This window comes from Parabacteroides sp. AF14-59, assembly GCF_003479515.1.
Lineage (GTDB): Bacteria > Bacteroidota > Bacteroidia > Bacteroidales > Tannerellaceae > Parabacteroides > Parabacteroides faecis.
Genome location: NZ_QUHH01000037.1, coordinates 1 through 18,268 on the forward strand (window position 1 = coordinate 1; position 18,268 = coordinate 18,268).

General features: G+C 42.0%; 8 protein-coding genes. 3 read left to right on the forward strand and 5 right to left on the reverse strand.

All coding sequences use genetic code 11. From position 1 onward, the window contains the following. Positions 1-343: 343 nt before the first annotated feature. From DWW23_RS25010 to DWW23_RS25030, 5 genes are all read right to left on the reverse strand, one after another. Positions 344-1,009, reverse strand: a complete 666-nt coding sequence (locus DWW23_RS25010; protein WP_122357185.1) for an MIP family channel protein — start codon at positions 1,007-1,009, stop codon at positions 344-346. A gap of 207 nt (positions 1,010-1,216) precedes the next feature. Then, entirely contained in the window at positions 1,217-3,079 is a 1,863-nt protein-coding gene (locus DWW23_RS25015) for a DUF4838 domain-containing protein (protein WP_122357186.1), read from the reverse strand. 119 nt (positions 3,080-3,198) lie between these two features. Next, complete coding sequence (locus DWW23_RS25020; RefSeq protein ID WP_122357187.1) at positions 3,199-4,833, reverse strand: RagB/SusD family nutrient uptake outer membrane protein; 1,635 nt, start codon at positions 4,831-4,833, stop codon at positions 3,199-3,201. A gap of 12 nt (positions 4,834-4,845) precedes the next feature. Continuing rightward, positions 4,846-7,878 carry a TonB-dependent receptor gene (locus DWW23_RS25025; protein ID WP_122357188.1) on the reverse strand — a complete coding sequence of 1,011 codons (3,033 nt, stop codon included), beginning with the start codon at positions 7,876-7,878 and terminating at the stop codon, positions 4,846-4,848. Between the two features lie 21 nt (positions 7,879-7,899). Continuing rightward, the gene (locus DWW23_RS25030; RefSeq protein WP_122357189.1) at positions 7,900-9,408 is read right to left on the reverse strand and encodes a hypothetical protein; all 1,509 of its coding nucleotides are present in this window, start codon (positions 9,406-9,408) and stop codon (positions 7,900-7,902) included. A gap of 487 nt (positions 9,409-9,895) precedes the next feature. Here DWW23_RS25030 and DWW23_RS25040 point away from each other — a divergent pair, with 487 nt between their 5' ends. The 3 genes from DWW23_RS25040 (at position 9,896) to DWW23_RS25050 (ending at position 18,257) form a co-directional block, all read left to right on the forward strand. Then, complete coding sequence (locus DWW23_RS25040) at positions 9,896-13,897, forward strand: hybrid sensor histidine kinase/response regulator transcription factor (protein WP_158583243.1); 4,002 nt, start codon at positions 9,896-9,898, stop codon at positions 13,895-13,897. Between the two features lie 52 nt (positions 13,898-13,949). After that, a complete protein-coding gene (locus tag DWW23_RS25045; protein WP_122357192.1) occupies positions 13,950-17,222 on the forward strand; it encodes a S41 family peptidase in 3,273 nt (1,090 codons plus the stop codon). Between the two features lie 183 nt (positions 17,223-17,405). Further along, positions 17,406-18,257: an AraC family transcriptional regulator gene (locus DWW23_RS25050; protein ID WP_122357193.1), complete on the forward strand. Its 852-nt coding sequence runs from the start codon at positions 17,406-17,408 to the stop codon at positions 18,255-18,257. Positions 18,258-18,268: the final 11 nt, after the last annotated feature.

Sequence of the window (18,268 nt, forward strand, 5' to 3'; positions counted from 1 at the left end):
AATTTTTCCTGTTAAACAATTAGTTATTAAAAAAAATATCATATATTTAACCCGAAAAATAAAAGAGTTCTACCAGAACTATGGTAAAGGTTAATTTTTCCATTCAAAATCTATACTAATTGATAAACATAGTCTTTTTTATAGGCAAATAGTAAATTCATAGAAATACATACGACTTTATTGATATAGTAATCAATATACAATAACTCGCCCTATCCCCGATTAACAAATTTTTCGAAAAGTTTCAATACAACAACTAAATGTAGTATCAATTTGTCAAACAAAAAATCCCCGGAAAACAACTGTCCTCCGGGGATTGGAATATAAATGTAGTAACAAAGGATTATGCCTCTTCCGTATCAATACCTTTCCATACAAAGGCAGCAATAGCTGCACCCAGGAACGGAGCTACGATAAACAACCATAATTGAGAGAGAGCTTCACCACCCTGGAACAAAGCCGGACCGATACTACGTGCCGGATTCACGGATGTCCCGGTGATAGGAATACAAACAATATGGATCAATACCAGAGCCAAACCGATAGCAATACCGGCAAACTTGTTATTGGCTCCTTTGGATGTAGAACCCAGAACCACCAGCAGGAAGATGAATGTAAATACCGTTTCGGCGACAAAAGCCTGGACGAGATCGTGATAACCGTTCGCCCCCGTTAATGTCGTAGTCGAACCTGAATCTTTCGCTAAGATAAACAGGATAGACGAGCCGATGATCGCACCGATCACCTGGAATACCATATACATTCCCGCATCTTTTCCCGAAATCCTTTTAGAGAGCAACATACCCAGCGTAATAGCCGGATTAATATGACAACCGGAAATTTTTCCAATCGTGTAAACCATCGTCAGAACAGCCAGCCCGAAAGCAAAAGCAACACCTAACGTACCCACCGATGCAAACGGCTGAACCGTCCCTGCGAACACTGCGCTACCGCAGCCCATCAGGACAAGCACCATTGTCCCGATCATCTCTGCAAAATACTTTTTCATTAGTGATCAAAATTTGTTTTTAAATAGTATTTGTATAGGAATAAATTGTTAACTATCTCGCCTTATTGACTATACTTCATATTTATTAAACATATACTTATATTACTTTGTTTTGGTTTTTTAGTTTCTATTTTCGAATATTACAGAACAACTTCAACCTGCATTTATCGGAGACATTGAGTGCTATCAGGTAAAAAATAAATGCCTCTATTTTTGATTGTAAGCATGATAGCCTTCCATCATATACTCCCAAATACCTTTTACCCAGCTTTCCACACGAGATTTTTCGATCTCATTCGAAGCGGTCTTTCGGGCATCAGCTATGTATTCACCCAATTCGTCCATCACCTCCTTTGTTCCCAGATATTTCCAGGCAAGCTCTTCAGTTTGGTGATACTGGGCATCTTTGGTTTGAATTTCTTCAGGATAATTCTTCGAATCGCTATACACCGACTCTATCTTCAGATAAAACTGTTTCATGGCGGATGCGGCAGAACCAAAATAGTTGGTAAAAAAATCATCCAGCAAGACATCGGTATCGAGGCTGGGATCATCCATCAATTTCATTGTAATATAAAAATCCAGTTGCTCGCCGGTTCCACATAAGAAAATACCTTTCACTTGATCGGCAGCATACATACGAAGTTGTTCACTTGTTTTATGGATATTGAAACCCGGGAATACGTGAAAGTCCGTGACCAACCCACGTTCCGTTGGAAAACATAAATAATTCCACAGGTAAATATCCCGCCCTGACTTCTTACTTTCCTCTATCCAGGCTTTATAAAAACTCATCTCATTTCTTTCCATCCCCGGAGCCCAATAGTTTCGTGGATGCAGGCAGGGAGCAACCGATATATTATCTTCCAACTCCACATCTTTTGGCAGATAAGCATAAACATGATAAGCCAAAGCTGCAATCTTTTTATCCGGCACTTCCTTTTTGACTTCCCGGGCTACATTATTAATAAAGTTCCACATATAATGTGTGGCCGTTCCGCAATTAAAATGCTCTCCAACAATATTCTCTTTATCCAAAGCCAATTCCTGTTGACAGGCATTGCAGGTACACCAGCTGGCATTATCCAATGGGACAACTGCAAAATAATCACCCAGGGCAACCTGTTCGGCAATAGTTCCTCCTCCCTTAAAATAATTGACGGCATCCTGGGCTACTTGCCTGATAAATCCAGGATTGGTATAGCAGAATTGCCGTTCAGAAGCTCCTCCGCCACGACCTTTGGCAAAGTATTCGGGATGTGTTTGCAAAAAACGGGCCTGATAGCCGGTAAAAGCATGGTTAGAGGCCCATTTACGCCCTCCTATCCGCAAGCGGCGGAGAAAAAGTTGCTGCATTTCTACACTGGCTCCTATATATTGGTCTTTAATAAGCGGCCAATCGAAAGTATATGTTGTATGGCGATGTTTGATTGCCGGAGTCCGGCGAATTTGTTGTCGATCGATTTTTATTTTCTTTGCGGCAGGAATAAAGACATTCTCCGGATGGGGACCGAAAAAACGTACCCCCAGGAAACGTTCGATGAAGTCGTAAACAGCATAGCAGGTGCCTTGTGCATCATAGATAGAAGGAAGAGCAAACATAACGTCTTTTACGGAAGAATCACCGGTTGCAGCTGCATAGTTCAGTACAAGCCGGTCTTTTTTCGGAGAAAGACCGTTATTGTCCCGTCCTTTATTACGTTCGGCATCCGACTGATAGTCTTCATCCTGACCGATCAAAACGATATGTCCGGAAGTGATGTCGATCAAATATTCCTGTTCTTCAAAGGGTCTATCCGGATATTTCATTTTTTCTGTGTACGCACTTTTTCCAACAAAAATGGCTCTGGTCTTTTCAGAGGGTAATTCGGAAATAATCTCCAGACAAAAACCTGTTGTTTTATGAATGAAATACTGTAACTCTGTTGCTGCCAACCGGACAGAACTGGTCGGATCAGGACTGATCACAATGCAAGCATTATCGAAGGTAAAACTTTTTTGTTCCTGTATACATCCGGACAGAAGAAGTGCACAACAAAAGGAACAAAAGGTCAAAAATCTTATAATCATATCTTTAACTATTAATATACATCATTTTCTCTATAAATATCAAGCCGGAAGTAAGAGAGGCTGTTCAAGATTTGTTGAACAGCCTTACTCTTTTTCTCCCAATATTGATTTACAGACTTTTATTCGTTACCAAAATAACCCTTGTTTTGAGTCATATTTTTATTCGCCAGAATTTCCGACTGCGGGATAGGATATACTTCATTTTTGCCGGAAATAAAGATTCGTTCTTCAATTTGGATCGGCTTACCTGTATCAGGATGAATAGCTCCGAAGATAGGACCATCCATTACTTCTTTCACTATTCCCCATCGACGGATATCCAGATAACGCGTTCCTTCGAAGGCTAACTCAACTCTCCGTTCGCGGCGCATCAACTGACGAACTTTGTCTTGCGTATTGTAAACACCGGCAGTCGCTTCTATCATATCGGCACGACGGCGAATGTCATTGATGTATCTCAGGACATCGGCATTCTGCCAATCGCCCAGTTCGATCAGAGCCTCTACATAATTCAGCAAAATTTCCGGATAACGAATAATATAGAATGCATTCGATCCGTTATACGGCTTGTTACGGTCCAGCGGGTCTATGAATTTCTTCAGCATAAAACCGGAACGTGTTGCATTTGGCCGTCCGATAGCTTCCGGTCCGTCACTAAAAGGATTATAAGTATAACCTGTAAAAGTTGTACTGTCGCCCGGCATAATAACCGATAAACCTAAACGCGGATCTCTGTTATTATGGTATAACGGGTTGCGGGAATAGATATCCAGGGAATCGGTTCCCAACTCTTCCAACGTCTTGCCTTGCATCGTTTCAAAGGCATTGACAAACCCCTGCAATGGATGCACTGTACATTGTTGCCCTAACCCGGGACCTGCACTACGGAAAAAGGCTTCCCGCAATCCTGCAGATGTATAGAGAATACGTTCTTTATTATTCTGACCTACCGAGCGGAATAAATCACGGAAATTCTTACCCGGATCATTGTCGGCCTGAGAAGTATAATATAATTCATATTCTCCGGAATCGATGATCCTTTTGGCTGCATCCCTGGCAATTTCATATCGTTTTGCATTCAAGGCGATGATCGACTTCAATGCATAGGCTACCGAACGGTCTACTTTGGTTTTACGACTATCGTCATATTTGAAAGGCAAATCGGCAACAGCGATTGCCCTGTCAAGCTCATTCAGCATCCAGTCGTATACCTCGCTGGCCGAAGAACGGGGCATAAAATTCTCGACTGGGGTAAGTGAATGATCAACGATAGGAATGCCCTCTACCAAACCATACCAACGCATTAACTCCCAATGGTAATAGACACGCAGGATGATCGCTTCTCCCCGTATCTTCTCACGTTCCGGTTCATCGACAAAGTAAGCTCTGTCCATATTCTCAAGCAGACGGCAACATTTCCGGATAATTTTATAACGCTCAGACCATAAATCTTTCATTTTTCCTTCTTCAGCCGTAACGGTACCGTTCGCTACCGAAACAATCCATCCTTCGTAATCGGCCCCATGATAAGAATTATCCGTCAGTCCTTCCGCATGAACCATCGAGACATACGGTGCTGTATAATGGTGAAATCCGTGCGGTAAATTATAACACTGTCCTAAAACGGATTCAACCTGTCCGCTGGTTTTCCAGAATTCTTCATCCGTAATACCCTGAGGATCGTCACGTGTCAAAAAATCCTCACAACTGCTCATTGCCAGAGCCAAACCCAATATATAAATATATTTTTTCATATTTGTAATCTATTAAAATGTAATATTTAAACCGGCTGAATAAGTCTTAACCATCGGATAAGTCGTATGACCTCCACGTCCTTCGGGATCTACACGACTTTCGGCAGACAAAGTGAACGGATTTTGAAAGTTCACAAACAGACGAAGGTTATTTACAAAGAATTTACGCGTCCAGTCCTGCTTGAAGGTATATCCCAATTGAATATATTTCACACGGCAATAACTTGCATCAAACTTCCAGTAATCGGAAGACAGAGAGTTATTTCCCGGTGTCGGAGTCAATCGCGGGAAAAAGGCTCCCGGATTTTCCGGAGTCCAATAATCCAAATGGAATTCCTGCGGAGTCGTCGAGTTTCCGTCCAAACGCAAAGGCACAGCGAAATTACCGCCATAATAGGCTTCGACACCTCTTACCCCCTGAAATAAAATTTCCAGGTCGATACCTTTCCATCTGGCAGTGATATTGGCAAAATAGTTAAACTTAGGCTCGCTGTTACCCATAATCACACGGTCGTCGGCAGTAATGGCTTTATCGCCGTTTACGTCTACATAATGAATATCACCAGGTTTCTGTCCATCGATAATGACGACACCTTCTTTGGGAACCAGTGTACCGTCGGCACCCGTCGTGAAATCGTCTTCCTGCAACAACCCGTTTGATTTATACATATAGAAACTATTCAAGGCATGCCCTTCGGTATGGATCGAATTCCCATTATCATACGGACCACCGAGCAAATCGGTTATCTTGTTCTTATTCTGTGATACACCGCCGTAAACAGAGAAATCCCAATCCCCGAACTTCTTTGCAACATTTACACTTAGCTCCCATCCTTTGTTGTTTACACGCCCTGCGTTGATCGTCGTTGTTCCCATACCTCCGACCATTGAGTTAGGGGGTGTCAGCAAAATATCCGAGGTTCGTTTGTCGTAATAATCGAATACGATGTCAATCATACCGTTGAACAGGCTGATATCGGCACCGATATCGAACATATTCACTTTTTCCCAACTGATGTCCGGATTACCGAATGTCGTTTCATTACCGTTACCCGGATCGATCAAGGTCTGGTATTTATATAGACCGATGTTCTCGTTGCCCAGCTGCCCGTAAGAAGCTCTCAGTTTTAAGTTATTAATCTCCTTAATATCTTTCATAAAAGACTCTTCCGATATATTCCATCCCAAACCGACAGAAGGGAAGTATCCATATTTATGTTTCTTACCGAAGCGGGAAGATCCGTCTACACGCAGGGTTCCTTCCAGCAGATAGCGGTCGTTGAATGTATAATTTGCCTTTATGAATGCAGAATGCATAGAATACTCGTTCCAGGCATCCGAATTATTCAACTCAACATTTGTACCTCCGATAGCAAACAAACGATGCTTATCTCTTTCAAGGGTATATTCCAATGTCGTACCCAGGTAATAATAGCTGGAGCGGGTCAGGCCGGCAGCAAAACGGTTTCCCCAGGTTGCCAGAAGCTGTCCGTTGTCGTAGTCGAAGAAATTAAATGCATGACGTTCTTCTTTTTTGGTACTGCTATTTACACGGTAGCTGAATTGACCACGCCAGGTGAGGGAAGGGATGATAGTCCAGCGAGGCTGTAAATTCACACTGATATTATCGGTTACGTTCTGTGTGTACCCCCCTTGCTCCAACTGCGCCAAAGGGTTTTGCATGTTGGAACCATAATTGCCATAATACGTATTCGGGTCGTTCTCACGTTCCGGATATTTACTTACAATTGTCGGCGGGATACCATACAATAAGTACAACATATCCAAACCTCCCGAATCAGCCACCGAGGGTGTACGCTGGCTGGAACGTATCATATTCAGGTCAACATCGACACTGATGTTCTCCCTCAGATTAACTGTTGTATTGGCACGCAAATTCAACCGGTTATAATCATAATTATCCATAAATCCATCCTGTTTCAGATAATTACCGGTAATTGCGAAACGGGCAACATTATTACCACCGGAAATGGAGAGCGAATGATTTTGCAACACCTGGTTTTTCCAAAGTAAATCCATCCAATCCGTGTTCGGGTAATGTAACGGATCGGTCCCGGCCTCTGTTGTTGCAATAGCCGAGCTTGAATACACCGGATCACCTCCGATATTGCCATAGGCTTCATTTACCATTCGCATGTAAGTAGGAGCATTTACAAATTCGGGCATATAAGTAGCCTTCTGCACACCTCCGTATCCGCTGTAATTCACGGTTACTTTCCCCACATCCCCTCGTCTGGTTTTTACGACAATCACACCATTGGCTGCACGTGAACCGTAAACAGCCGCAGCTGCAGCATCTTTCAGTACAGTCACACTCTCGATGGTGTTCGGATCCAGCTGATTCATATCCATAGGAATACCATCTACCAGAACCAGCGGGTCGCTATTGCCAATCGTCGATATACCACGGATTTTGATCGTGGCAGCATCGCCACCGGGAAGACCGCTTCCCTGCGATACGGAAATACCCGTAATCCCACCTTGTAATGCCTGCGATAAAGAAGTAATCGGTTTATTGACCACATTCGCTTCAATCTTAACCTGCGATATGGCGGAAATAGAATTCAGTTTACGTTCTTCCGAGATACCCGTTACCACTACCTCGTTCAACGTATTAACATCTTCCTCCAAAGAAATAACCAGATTAGCTTCACGCCGTTCCACCCTGTATTCCGCCGTCTTAAAACCAATAAACGAGAAAACCAGTACATCTCCTTTATCGACCTCTATATCGAAAATACCGTCCATATCGGTGGTCACACCTACCGGCTTGCCCTTCACAGTAATATTCACGCCCACCATCGGCATCGGATTGGCCAGTTTTTCATATACCTGCCCGCGGATTCTCAACTTCGACTGAACGGATTGTAACACGGAAGAGACCTTCTCTGACGATTGTTCTGATACATTTTCCGCAGAAGCATTTGCTGCCCCCAGCAAAGAAATACCGGTAATCCCCCAAAACAGCGAATAATGCCGCAACCGAAAGATCACATTTGCACAATTAGTTTTTGTTTTTCTCATAATAACATGTTTAAAATAAGATTATTCCACAATAAATAAAGTTCCGGTTCCACCTTTCAACAAGAATTTGTAGGTCGAACCTTCTTCTGTTCTGTTCACGGCTTCCAGCTCCTCTTTTTCGCCGGTTTCCGTGTTGATCCAATAGAGTTTTTGACTGTCAAAATCAGATAAATCGAGCGTGAGTGTCACCATCTGGCTAAGGGCTGTTGCCTCTTGTTCCAATTTCGATGCCATACCGTTAGTCACCATAAAGAAATCGGCATTCTGTTTCTTGAAAAAAGAGGGATCGCCCTGTTCTTCTTTCGGTATAATATCGAAATAACCCAGATAGAGGTCGGCACCGTCATCCGCCTCAAGTCCGTCAATAAAAAAACGTCCGCAGATTTGTTTGATACAACTGCCTGTCGGATTGAAAACATCGACATTATCCGGTTGCCCTTCCGAATAACGTGAAGTTCCGGCGACATAACGTACATCGGATGTTTTCAGGCGAACCAGGTAATCACCCAGATTCAAACATTCCTTATTACACTGGTTAGCCCAGGTCATGTAAATGGAAGGACGTCCCGGTATACCGTTTTCAAACAAGAGCGACCAGGGAGTCGGTGCCGTAGCTCCGCCATAGCCGTCACCTTGCAGATAACGGAACCAATTCAACCATTTTCCGCCGAATGTCAGAGTCATAAAATAATACAGGCGAAGCTGAGATTCGGTCAGTTTATAGGTACCTTGATTCACAAATCCCTGAATGTATTGTCCGAAAGCGATATACTCCTTTTTATTTCCATCCCACCCTTCCAAAGCAACATCACGATAAGTTTTCAGATGCTGGGACATGTCTCTCACACCGATATAATCGTCGTTGTCAGAAGTATGGAAATAGTACCTGTCGTAGGTTATCAGATCCGGCAGGGCCACCTTCACATATTTGCGCAGATTGGAAGTAGACCACAATCCCGGATATTGGTTATTGTGTAACAGGGCATCCGGATAATGTTTTCGTGCCGTCAAATACCAATCTTTCAGGAAATAAAGATTCGTATCGGAGTAAACCTCTTCATCGCCAAAACAAATCGTAACCAGCTTATCGAGATAAGTTTTCTGATCGTCCGACAGGAAACCGCTTTGCTTTTCATGATCGGTGGGACCAACCTTTATCTGGTCGCCATGTGGTGCTTTCGCAATAGCCCATTGATTTCCCGGGAAATGTTTAAAAAAAGAGGTGTTGACAAGAGGAGGACCATAAAAAGTCGGACCGGTAAATCCCGTCAATGCCCAATCCGACGGCTGCATCACATAGGCCGGTTGACCTGCCTCACCTGCTAACTTGAAATTATCGGTAGCCAACCAACATTGTATCTGCAACCCATGCTTAATGAATATACGGTTACTGCGGAACCGTTCTGCAGAGATTTCTTCGATGGAGCCATTGTCGTCTTTTTTGTTGTTCTCCTTTTCCGAACAACCCACAAACAGAAACAAACTTCCAGTCAGAAAGAGTACCAGATATTTCCATACCTTTTGTGTCATCAGGAACATTCTTTAAAAGTTAATAATTGAAAATTTACATGCTTGAATTTCATCCGAAAGACATTGGCAAATGTAATTTTCCCTCCCAAGACAGGTTTCTGAAATATGTTTTAAACAGGTCGTATATTCTCAGCCAAAAGAAAAAATCCTACCAAAAAGGAGAAAAATCCTACTTTTTTTAAAAATAAGAGGATATATCTCACCAGATAATCTAAATTTGAGAAATAGGAGAGCGTATAAAAGGAGATTTACTGTAGGAAAAACGGCTAGCTTATGACAATTGGAAGCTGGAAAGAGAGAAAGGAGTAAAAACAAAAATACCATTAATTTTTTCAAAGAAAATCATACCTCTACCATTAGCAAACAGAGCTTACCAAAGTAAGAGGTTCGTTTGTACTATTTATTATTAAACAACCACAGTTTTAATGAAATGAATACATTACAAATTTTAGATAATCCCCGGATACCAACGCTAAAAAGAATACACTTGTTATTTTTTTTCGTGATCTTGCATGGTGTAACAAATGCACAAACCTTATATGACTATTATTTTGAGCAAATAACAACCACACATGGGCTATCACAAAACTACATCACCTGTATCCAACAGGATTCGCAGGGATTTATATGGATCGGCACCACCAACGGAGTAAATAAATACGACGGTTACCGAATGAGAGAATATTATAGTATTCCTAATGACATTCATTCATTAAAAGGAAATTATATTTCTACTATTTATAATGATTCATCGGAGCGATTATGGATCGGAACAAACAACGGAGTCTGTTGCTACCAACCTCAAACAGATAATTTCGAACATGTCGATTTAGAACAATTATCAGGCTATTCTCCTGCTAATCGTCATGTCACGGCGCTGTTCGAAGATCAAAATCAGACACTCTGGATCGGTACGGCCGGAGGTATGCTATACGCTTATTTACCGAAAGAAAAACAACTGGAGTCGTATATTACCATCCGCCAGGATCCTATCCGCACGGTTACCTCTTACCGTGATTCTTTATTGATCGGTTGTTCAAAGCTCGGACTTATGCACTTAGATACAAAAAGCAAACAAATGTATCAGACATCACTCGACTCACTCCATACGCATGTCTCTATTATTTCTTTTTTGAATGCTTCCAACGGCGAACTATGGATCGGAAGTAAAGAGAAGGGACTATTAAAATACGGAGAGGCATCCCCGGTTATAACTATCAAAGACATACAGAGCCTCTGTGCTATCTCCGATACCCGTATCATGATTGCGACAGAAAACAGCGGTCTACTCGAATATAATACACAAACCGGAAATAGTACCACCATTGGCACTGTCAATAATAAAAACCTGAACTCCGACGCAGTTACTTGCCTTTATAAAGATCGTACCAACATTTTATGGGTCGGTACCACCAACGGAGGCATCAATAAATTCGACCCCAACCGTAATCTATTCAAATATATCCCTATCTTGTCAAAAGACCTTTCGCACAACAGTATCCAGTCTGTTTTGACTCTTAGTAAACAAGGCGAACAAAAGCTATTGGTAGGCATAGACAATAAAGGTCTTTATATATATGACAAAACAACCAATAAAATTGCTCCACACGAAGCAAATGAGAGGTTTACAGGATTAAAAGACACACCTATCAATAGTTCCCTATATGACTCCAGAGGTTTCACCTGGATCGGAACATACGATAAATCATTGAAAATACTCGGACCGGAATCGGAAAGAAGCCATATAGAGCGGCTTATCCGGCAAAAGCTGTCCTCTTCCACAACTATCAAATTTATCATCGAAGATAAAAAGCATCACATCTGGATTGCGACCTCACAAGGGAAAATATTCCGTTACAACCCCGGAAAACAAATACTCGAAGAGTTCTACCGGACATTCAACAATCAACTTAACCCCAACAATATCCTGTCCCTTTACGAAGATTGTGAAGGGAGGATCTGGGCAGGAAGTATCTGCGGACTATTCTGCTATGAGGAATTTAGCAATGAATTCCAGTTAATCTGTCAACCCGATCAAGAAAATCCGTATGCAGACAAAAACAAAATCGCCCCCATCCGATTCATAAACGAAATATTATGGTTGGGGACGTATAACGGTATTATAAAATATACCCTCCAATCCGGAGAAATCCAACACTATACAACTAACGACGGACTGCCGGGCAACCTGATAAAAGGTTTGTTGTATGATCAGGATAACAATCACCTATGGATCTCTACCGACAAAGGTTTGAGTTGTCTGAATTTAGATGATGAAAGATTTACCAATTTCGGTCCCGAGGACGGTATTCTGAACCGGGAATTTAATAATATGAGCTTTTTACATGACCAGGACGGTAAATTTTTCTTTGGCTGCGTCAATGGCATTTATCATTTTGACCCCAAACAAATTTCTGTCAATCCCAACCTGCCTAAAGTGATTATTACCGATTGTCAGTTCTATAATAACGATCAGGAAGAAAAGATAGAAAAAACACATTATCTACCGGTCACCGGAAAAAATGAGATCCGGATTTCTCCCGAAAATTCAGTATTCAGCCTCCATTACGTAGCATTGAACTATACTAATACGGAAAAAAATCAATATGCCTACCGGTTAAAAAATTATGATAGCCAATGGAGATTCGTTGGTCAACAACGAAATGTCATGTTCACCAACCTGGATCCGGGAACTTATCACTTTCAGGTTATCGCTTCCAACAACGACGGAATATGGGATGAATATGGCAGTACGCTGAAAATCGTTATCCTTCCTCCTTGGTGGAGAACCGTTTGGGCCTATGCCATATACATTATTATTATCATCTATACTTTTTACCTGATTACCCGCTTTTACACCAACCGTATAAAAATGAGAAATTTATTGGCCAATGAGCAGTTCGAACGAAAGCAACTGGAAAAATTAAACTCACTAAAAATACAGTTCTTTTCAAATATCACCCATGAATTCCGGACGCCTTTAACATTAATACTCAGTCCTGTGAACAGTATACTGAACAAGAATGTCGGTAAGGCTATGCAACACGAATATCTGAAAATCATTCAAAATAATGGGTTGAAACTATTAGGATTAGTAAACGAACTCCTTGATTTCTCGAAATCCGAAGCCGGATTTTTCACCTTTTCGCCAATCTGTTCCGATCTCTCAGCCATTTTAAAAAACGAGATCCAGCCCTTCTACCCTTTAGCAAAAGAAAAACGGATCAACCTACAGTTCGATTATGAGGAGGAGGCTCTAATATGTCAGGCAGATTCTGTCATAATTCAGAAAATCATCTCCAATTTATTGTCGAATGCGATTAAACATACACCTGAAAACGGACAAATAATCCTTTCCTTACGAAAAGACAAGGAAGAAACAAATTCAAAAATATACATCTGCATCAAAGATTCAGGAAAAGGAATACCGAAAGATCAGCAGGAGTTTATCTTCGAACGTTTCTACCAGATAAAACAAGATATTACTGCCGGTACCGGAATAGGATTGGCCCTTGTAAAAAAATTAGTGAGTCTGCATCAAGGCAATATCAAAGTGGAAAGTGAGATAGGAAAAGGAAGTCTTTTCATTGTCGAAATTCCTTATATCGAGTCCGTAGAATCAGACAAACAGCAAATTAAGACTTTAGTGGAAAAAGAATCATTATCGGTTCCTTCAAACGGAATAAACGAAAAAAAACAGGATGAAGAAGCTGCGGTTAAACATCATACTATTCTGGTCGCGGAAGATAACAAAGAGCTTCGTATATATATCGCAAGCCTTTTGTCGAATGCCTACAACATATTAACTGCAGAAAACGGTAAGGAAGCATTGGAGATCGCTCAAAAGGAACAACCCGATGTTATTCTTTCCGATATATTAATGCAGGAGATGGACGGAAGAGAATTTTGTAAACATATAAAACAGAATGTCAATACCTGTCACATTCCTTTCATCATGTTGACAGCCCTGGCTTCCGACATGAATCAGGTGGAAGGATTGGATGCCGGTGCAGACGATTACCTCACTAAGCCGTTCAATCCCTCGATCCTGCAATCAAAAATTGTAAACATTCTGCAAAGCCGCATACTTATCTCCAGACGGAATAATACCTTGCAGGCCCTTCAGCCCGAAAAAGTTATTGTTGAAGATAAAGACAATCAATTCCTTCTTCACCTGATCGGAATAATAAAGGAGAACCTGAGCAATTCCGATTTGAAAATAGACGACCTGGGGAAAGAACTGGGTATGAGCCATACTCCTTTCTACAAAAAAATAAAGCAGCTGACCAATCAGACTCCCAACGATTTTCTAAAGAACATACGATTGGAGCAGGCCAAAAAACTCCTGTCCGACAGTGATCTGACTGTCAGTGAAATTGCTTACCGGTGCGGATTCAATTCACCCAAATATTTTCGTGAATGTTTTAAAAGACATTTTGGAGAAAGTCCTAGTGAATACCAGGAACATCAGATAGAGAGATCTTCCTAATTTTTTTCATGTGTGAAAATAATCCTGTACTTTTGTAGAAATTCATAAACGCATGAAAAAATTACTAATCTTAACATCGGCCCTTTTGTTAACAGGGTCCGTTTTTGCCGACAACGATCCGTTATGGATGCGCTATCCGGCAATTTCTCCGGACGGAGGAACAATAGCTTTCACCTACAAAGGTGATATCTATACCGTACCGGCTACCGGTGGTAAAGCCACCCAGTTGACAACCCATCAGGCTCATGACACACGCCCGGTCTGGTCGCCCGACGGAAAACGGATCGCTTTCGCTTCCGACCGTAACGGAAATTTCGACGTCTTCATTATGAATAAAGAAGGAGGCGCACCGACTCAACTAACGACCCATTCGGCCAGCGAATATCCTCAAACATTCAGCGACAACGACCACGTTCTTTATACAGCCTCTATCCAACAGGACGTAAAAGACAGCCAGTTCCCTTCGTCACTGTTTTCACAGGTCTATCAGGTCAGCTCTACCGGGGGACGACCGACATTATACTCTTCACTGGCAATGGAAAACATAGCGTTCAGCAAAGACGGAAGCCAACTGTTGTATAATGACTTCAAAGGATATGAAGATCCCTGGCGTAAACATCACCAATCTTCCATCACACGTGATATCTGGCTATGTTCATTGGATAACGAGCGGTCTTTCAAGAAGATCACCACTTTCCGCGGTGAAGACCGTAACCCGGTCTGGACAGCCGACGGAAAAGCTTTTTATTACCTAAGCGAAGAAAAAGGCAGTTTCAACATCTTCAAGAACGACCTGACCGGCAAAAACGGCAAACAGATAACCAATCATACGACACACCCCGTCCGCTTCCTGACTTCCGACAATAACGGAATGCTTTGCTACGGATATGACGGTGAAATATATACGGTCAAAGAGGGCGGCCAACCTTCAAAAGTAAAAGTAAGCATTATCTCTGACCAGACAGAGAACGATCTGGTCCACCGTCTGATGTCGAACGGAGCAACCAGCATTGCCGTATCTCCGAATGGGAAAGAGGTGGCTTTTATCGTAAGAGGTGATGTATATGTTACTTCCGTTGAATTTGAAACAACCCGCCAGATCACCGATACACCGCAACAGGAGCGTAACATCGATTTCAGCCCTGACGGTCGTTCTCTGGTTTATTCTGCAGAACGGGGAGATACATGGGGTATCTACCAGAGCAGCCTGGTTCGTAAAGACGATAAATATTTTACCTATGCACAGGAAATAAAAGAGGAACCGCTGGTTGTAACGGAAAAAACATCTTTCCAACCGGCTTATTCACCTGACGGAAAAGAGGTTGCTTTCCTGGAAGATCGTACGACATTGCGTGTGATCAATCTGAAAAGCAAACAGGTACGTACAGTCTTGGATGGTAAATATAATTACTCCTACAGCGACGGAGACCAGACTTATCAATGGTCACCCGACAGCAAATGGTTCCTGGTACAATATATAGCTATCGGCGGATGGAATAACAAAGACATCGCACTGGTAAAAGCGGATGGCAGCGGAGATATTACCAATCTGACGGAAAGCGGTTATTCGGACAGTAATCCTAAATGGGTACTCGATGGGAAAGCAATGATCTGGTCGTCCGACCGGGCTGGTTACCGCAGTCATGGCAGCTGGGGTTCACAGGACGATACCTATATCATGTTCTTTGATGCCGAAGCTTACGATAAATTCCGTCTGAGCAAAGAAGAACTCGCCCTGATCGAAGATGAAGATAAAGACAAAGAGAAGGACAAGGACAAAAAAGATGATAAAAAGGATTCCAAAGAGAAAAAAGCGGATAAAAAGAAAGACGATAAAGATAAAAAAGACGACAAGGATAAGCCTGTCGATCCGTTGAAGTTCGACCTGGAGAATCGCAAAGACCGTGTTATCCGCCTGACAATCAATTCCTCCAACATGGGAGATGCTGTATTGACACCGAAAGGCGATAAACTTTATTATTGCGCCGCTTTTGAAAGCGGTTACGACCTGTGGGAACGCAACTTCAAAGAAAATACAACTAAGCTATTGATAAAAGGTGTTGGTGGCGGAAGAATGTTTACCGACAAAAAAGGTGAAAACCTCTTCCTTGTTTCGGGTGGCCAATTGAAAAAGGTAGCAGTCAAGGATAGCAAGACTGAAAATATCCCGTTCAAAGCTGAATTTTCTTACCGTCCTCCACAGGAACGCGAATATATTTTCAGTCATGTATGGCGTCAGGTGGAAGACAAATTCTATGATCCGACTATCCATGGCATCGATTGGGAAAGCTATAAGAAAGCGTATGCCCGCTATTTGCCGCACATCAACAACAATTACGATTTCCAGGAAATGTTATCGGAATTGTTAGGCGAATTAAACGGTTCACATACAGGTGCCCGTTACTATGCCAGCTCCGCTACTCCGGCAACGGCTTGCCTGGGGGCATTCTATGATAACAGCTACAACGGCGACGGTTTGAAGATTGCCGAGATCATCGCAAAAGGCCCGTTGACCCTGGCAGATACCAAGATCAAACCGGGTTGTATCATCGAAAAGATCAATGAGAAACCGATTAAGAATGGGGAAGATTATTATCCGTTGTTAAGCGGAAAAACCGGAAAAAAAGTGCTATTGTCCGTTTACAATCCGGCAACGAAAGAACGTTTTGAGGAACAGGTTAAGCCGATCTCTTACGGTGAACAGTCGAACCTGCTTTACAAACGTTGGGTAGAAAACTGCCGCAAGAGAGTAGACGAACTTTCTGGTGGAAAAATCGGCTATGTACATGTCAAAGGCATGAACAGCGAAAGTTTCCGCGAAGTCTACTCCGAATTACTGGGCCGTTGCCGCAACAAGGAAGCGGTGATCGTCGATACCCGCCACAACGGTGGAGGCTGGTTGCATGACGACCTGGCTACGTTATTGAGCGGTAAAGAATATCAGCGTTTCATGCCACGCGGACAGTATATCGGTAGCGATCCGTTCAACAAATGGCTGAAACCGTCGTGTGTACTGGTTTGCGAAGATAACTATTCGAACGCCCACGGCTTCCCCTGGGTATACAAGACATTGGGTATCGGTAAGCTGATCGGTGCTCCCGTGCCGGGAACTATGACAGCCGTTTGGTGGGAAGCTCAGATCGATCCATCTATTATATTCGGTATTCCGCAGGTTGGTGTCCAGGATATGCAAGGTAACTACCTGGAGAACCATGAACTGGAACCGGATATTGAAATCTACAACACCCCGGAATCACAGTTGAAAGGCGAAGACCATCAACTGGAAGAAGCGGTGAAAGTTATGTTACAGACGGTAAAAAAGTAAATACCTGACAAATATAAAAAAGCGGATCAAATCAGTTGCCTTTTAACAGCAACTGATTTGATCCGCTTTTTTATTGTACTTTCTCCATTTGATAGAAATAAAAAGAGAATTCCTTTTTTACAAGCTGTTTTTCCTCAAAAAAAATTATTTTTGTAGTAATGAATCATAGAAAGAAACTTGATCATGAACAGGAAAGAATCTCTGAATCTGATACTATTGAATATTGCACGAAAGGTACATTACGCCGATTGGAACTGGAAAGGAGTAAACAGTCCTTTCGCCCGATTATATATGGTGGAAAGCGGTTCTGCAAAAATACTAATGCCGGACGGTACATTTACGATAGAACCGGGACACCTTTATCTGGTTCCTTCTTTCGTGACGCATGGATATGAAAACGACAGTACGTTTGTCCTTTATTATATGCACATTTATGATGAACAAAATATTTTTGACAGGTTAAAATTCCCCTTCGATGTTCCCGCAAAAGAAATAGATGTCTTACTGATGAAGCGCCTGTTGGAGATCAACCCGGATAGGGAACTGAAACGGTCGGATCCTGATACCTATGATAATTTTCCTACTCTAATGCAAAGTATCGCTAAAAATGACCAGTATCCTTATTATTCCGTGGTAGAAACAAGCGGTATATTGATACAACTATTTTCCCGCTTTCTGGAAAAATCATCGTCCAAACAAACTATTACCGATGAGCGGATCGTCAATATATTACGTTACATCAGAGAAAACATAAATCAAAATATTAAAATTGAAGATTTATCGTCCATGTGCTATCTGACCAAAGATCATTTTATCCGCCTGTTCAAAAAAGAGATGAATTGTACTCCTTTACAATATATCAATCAGAAGAAAATAGAGAAGGCACAATTGATGATGGTCATCGGTAAAAAGCCTGTCAAAGACATCGCCTTCAACCTTTCATTCAACGAACTGTCTTATTTTTACCGGTTATTTAAAAAAATAACCGGTAAATCTCCTCAAGCATATAAAGCACAATTCCAGAATGAGGAATAACATACCCAGAG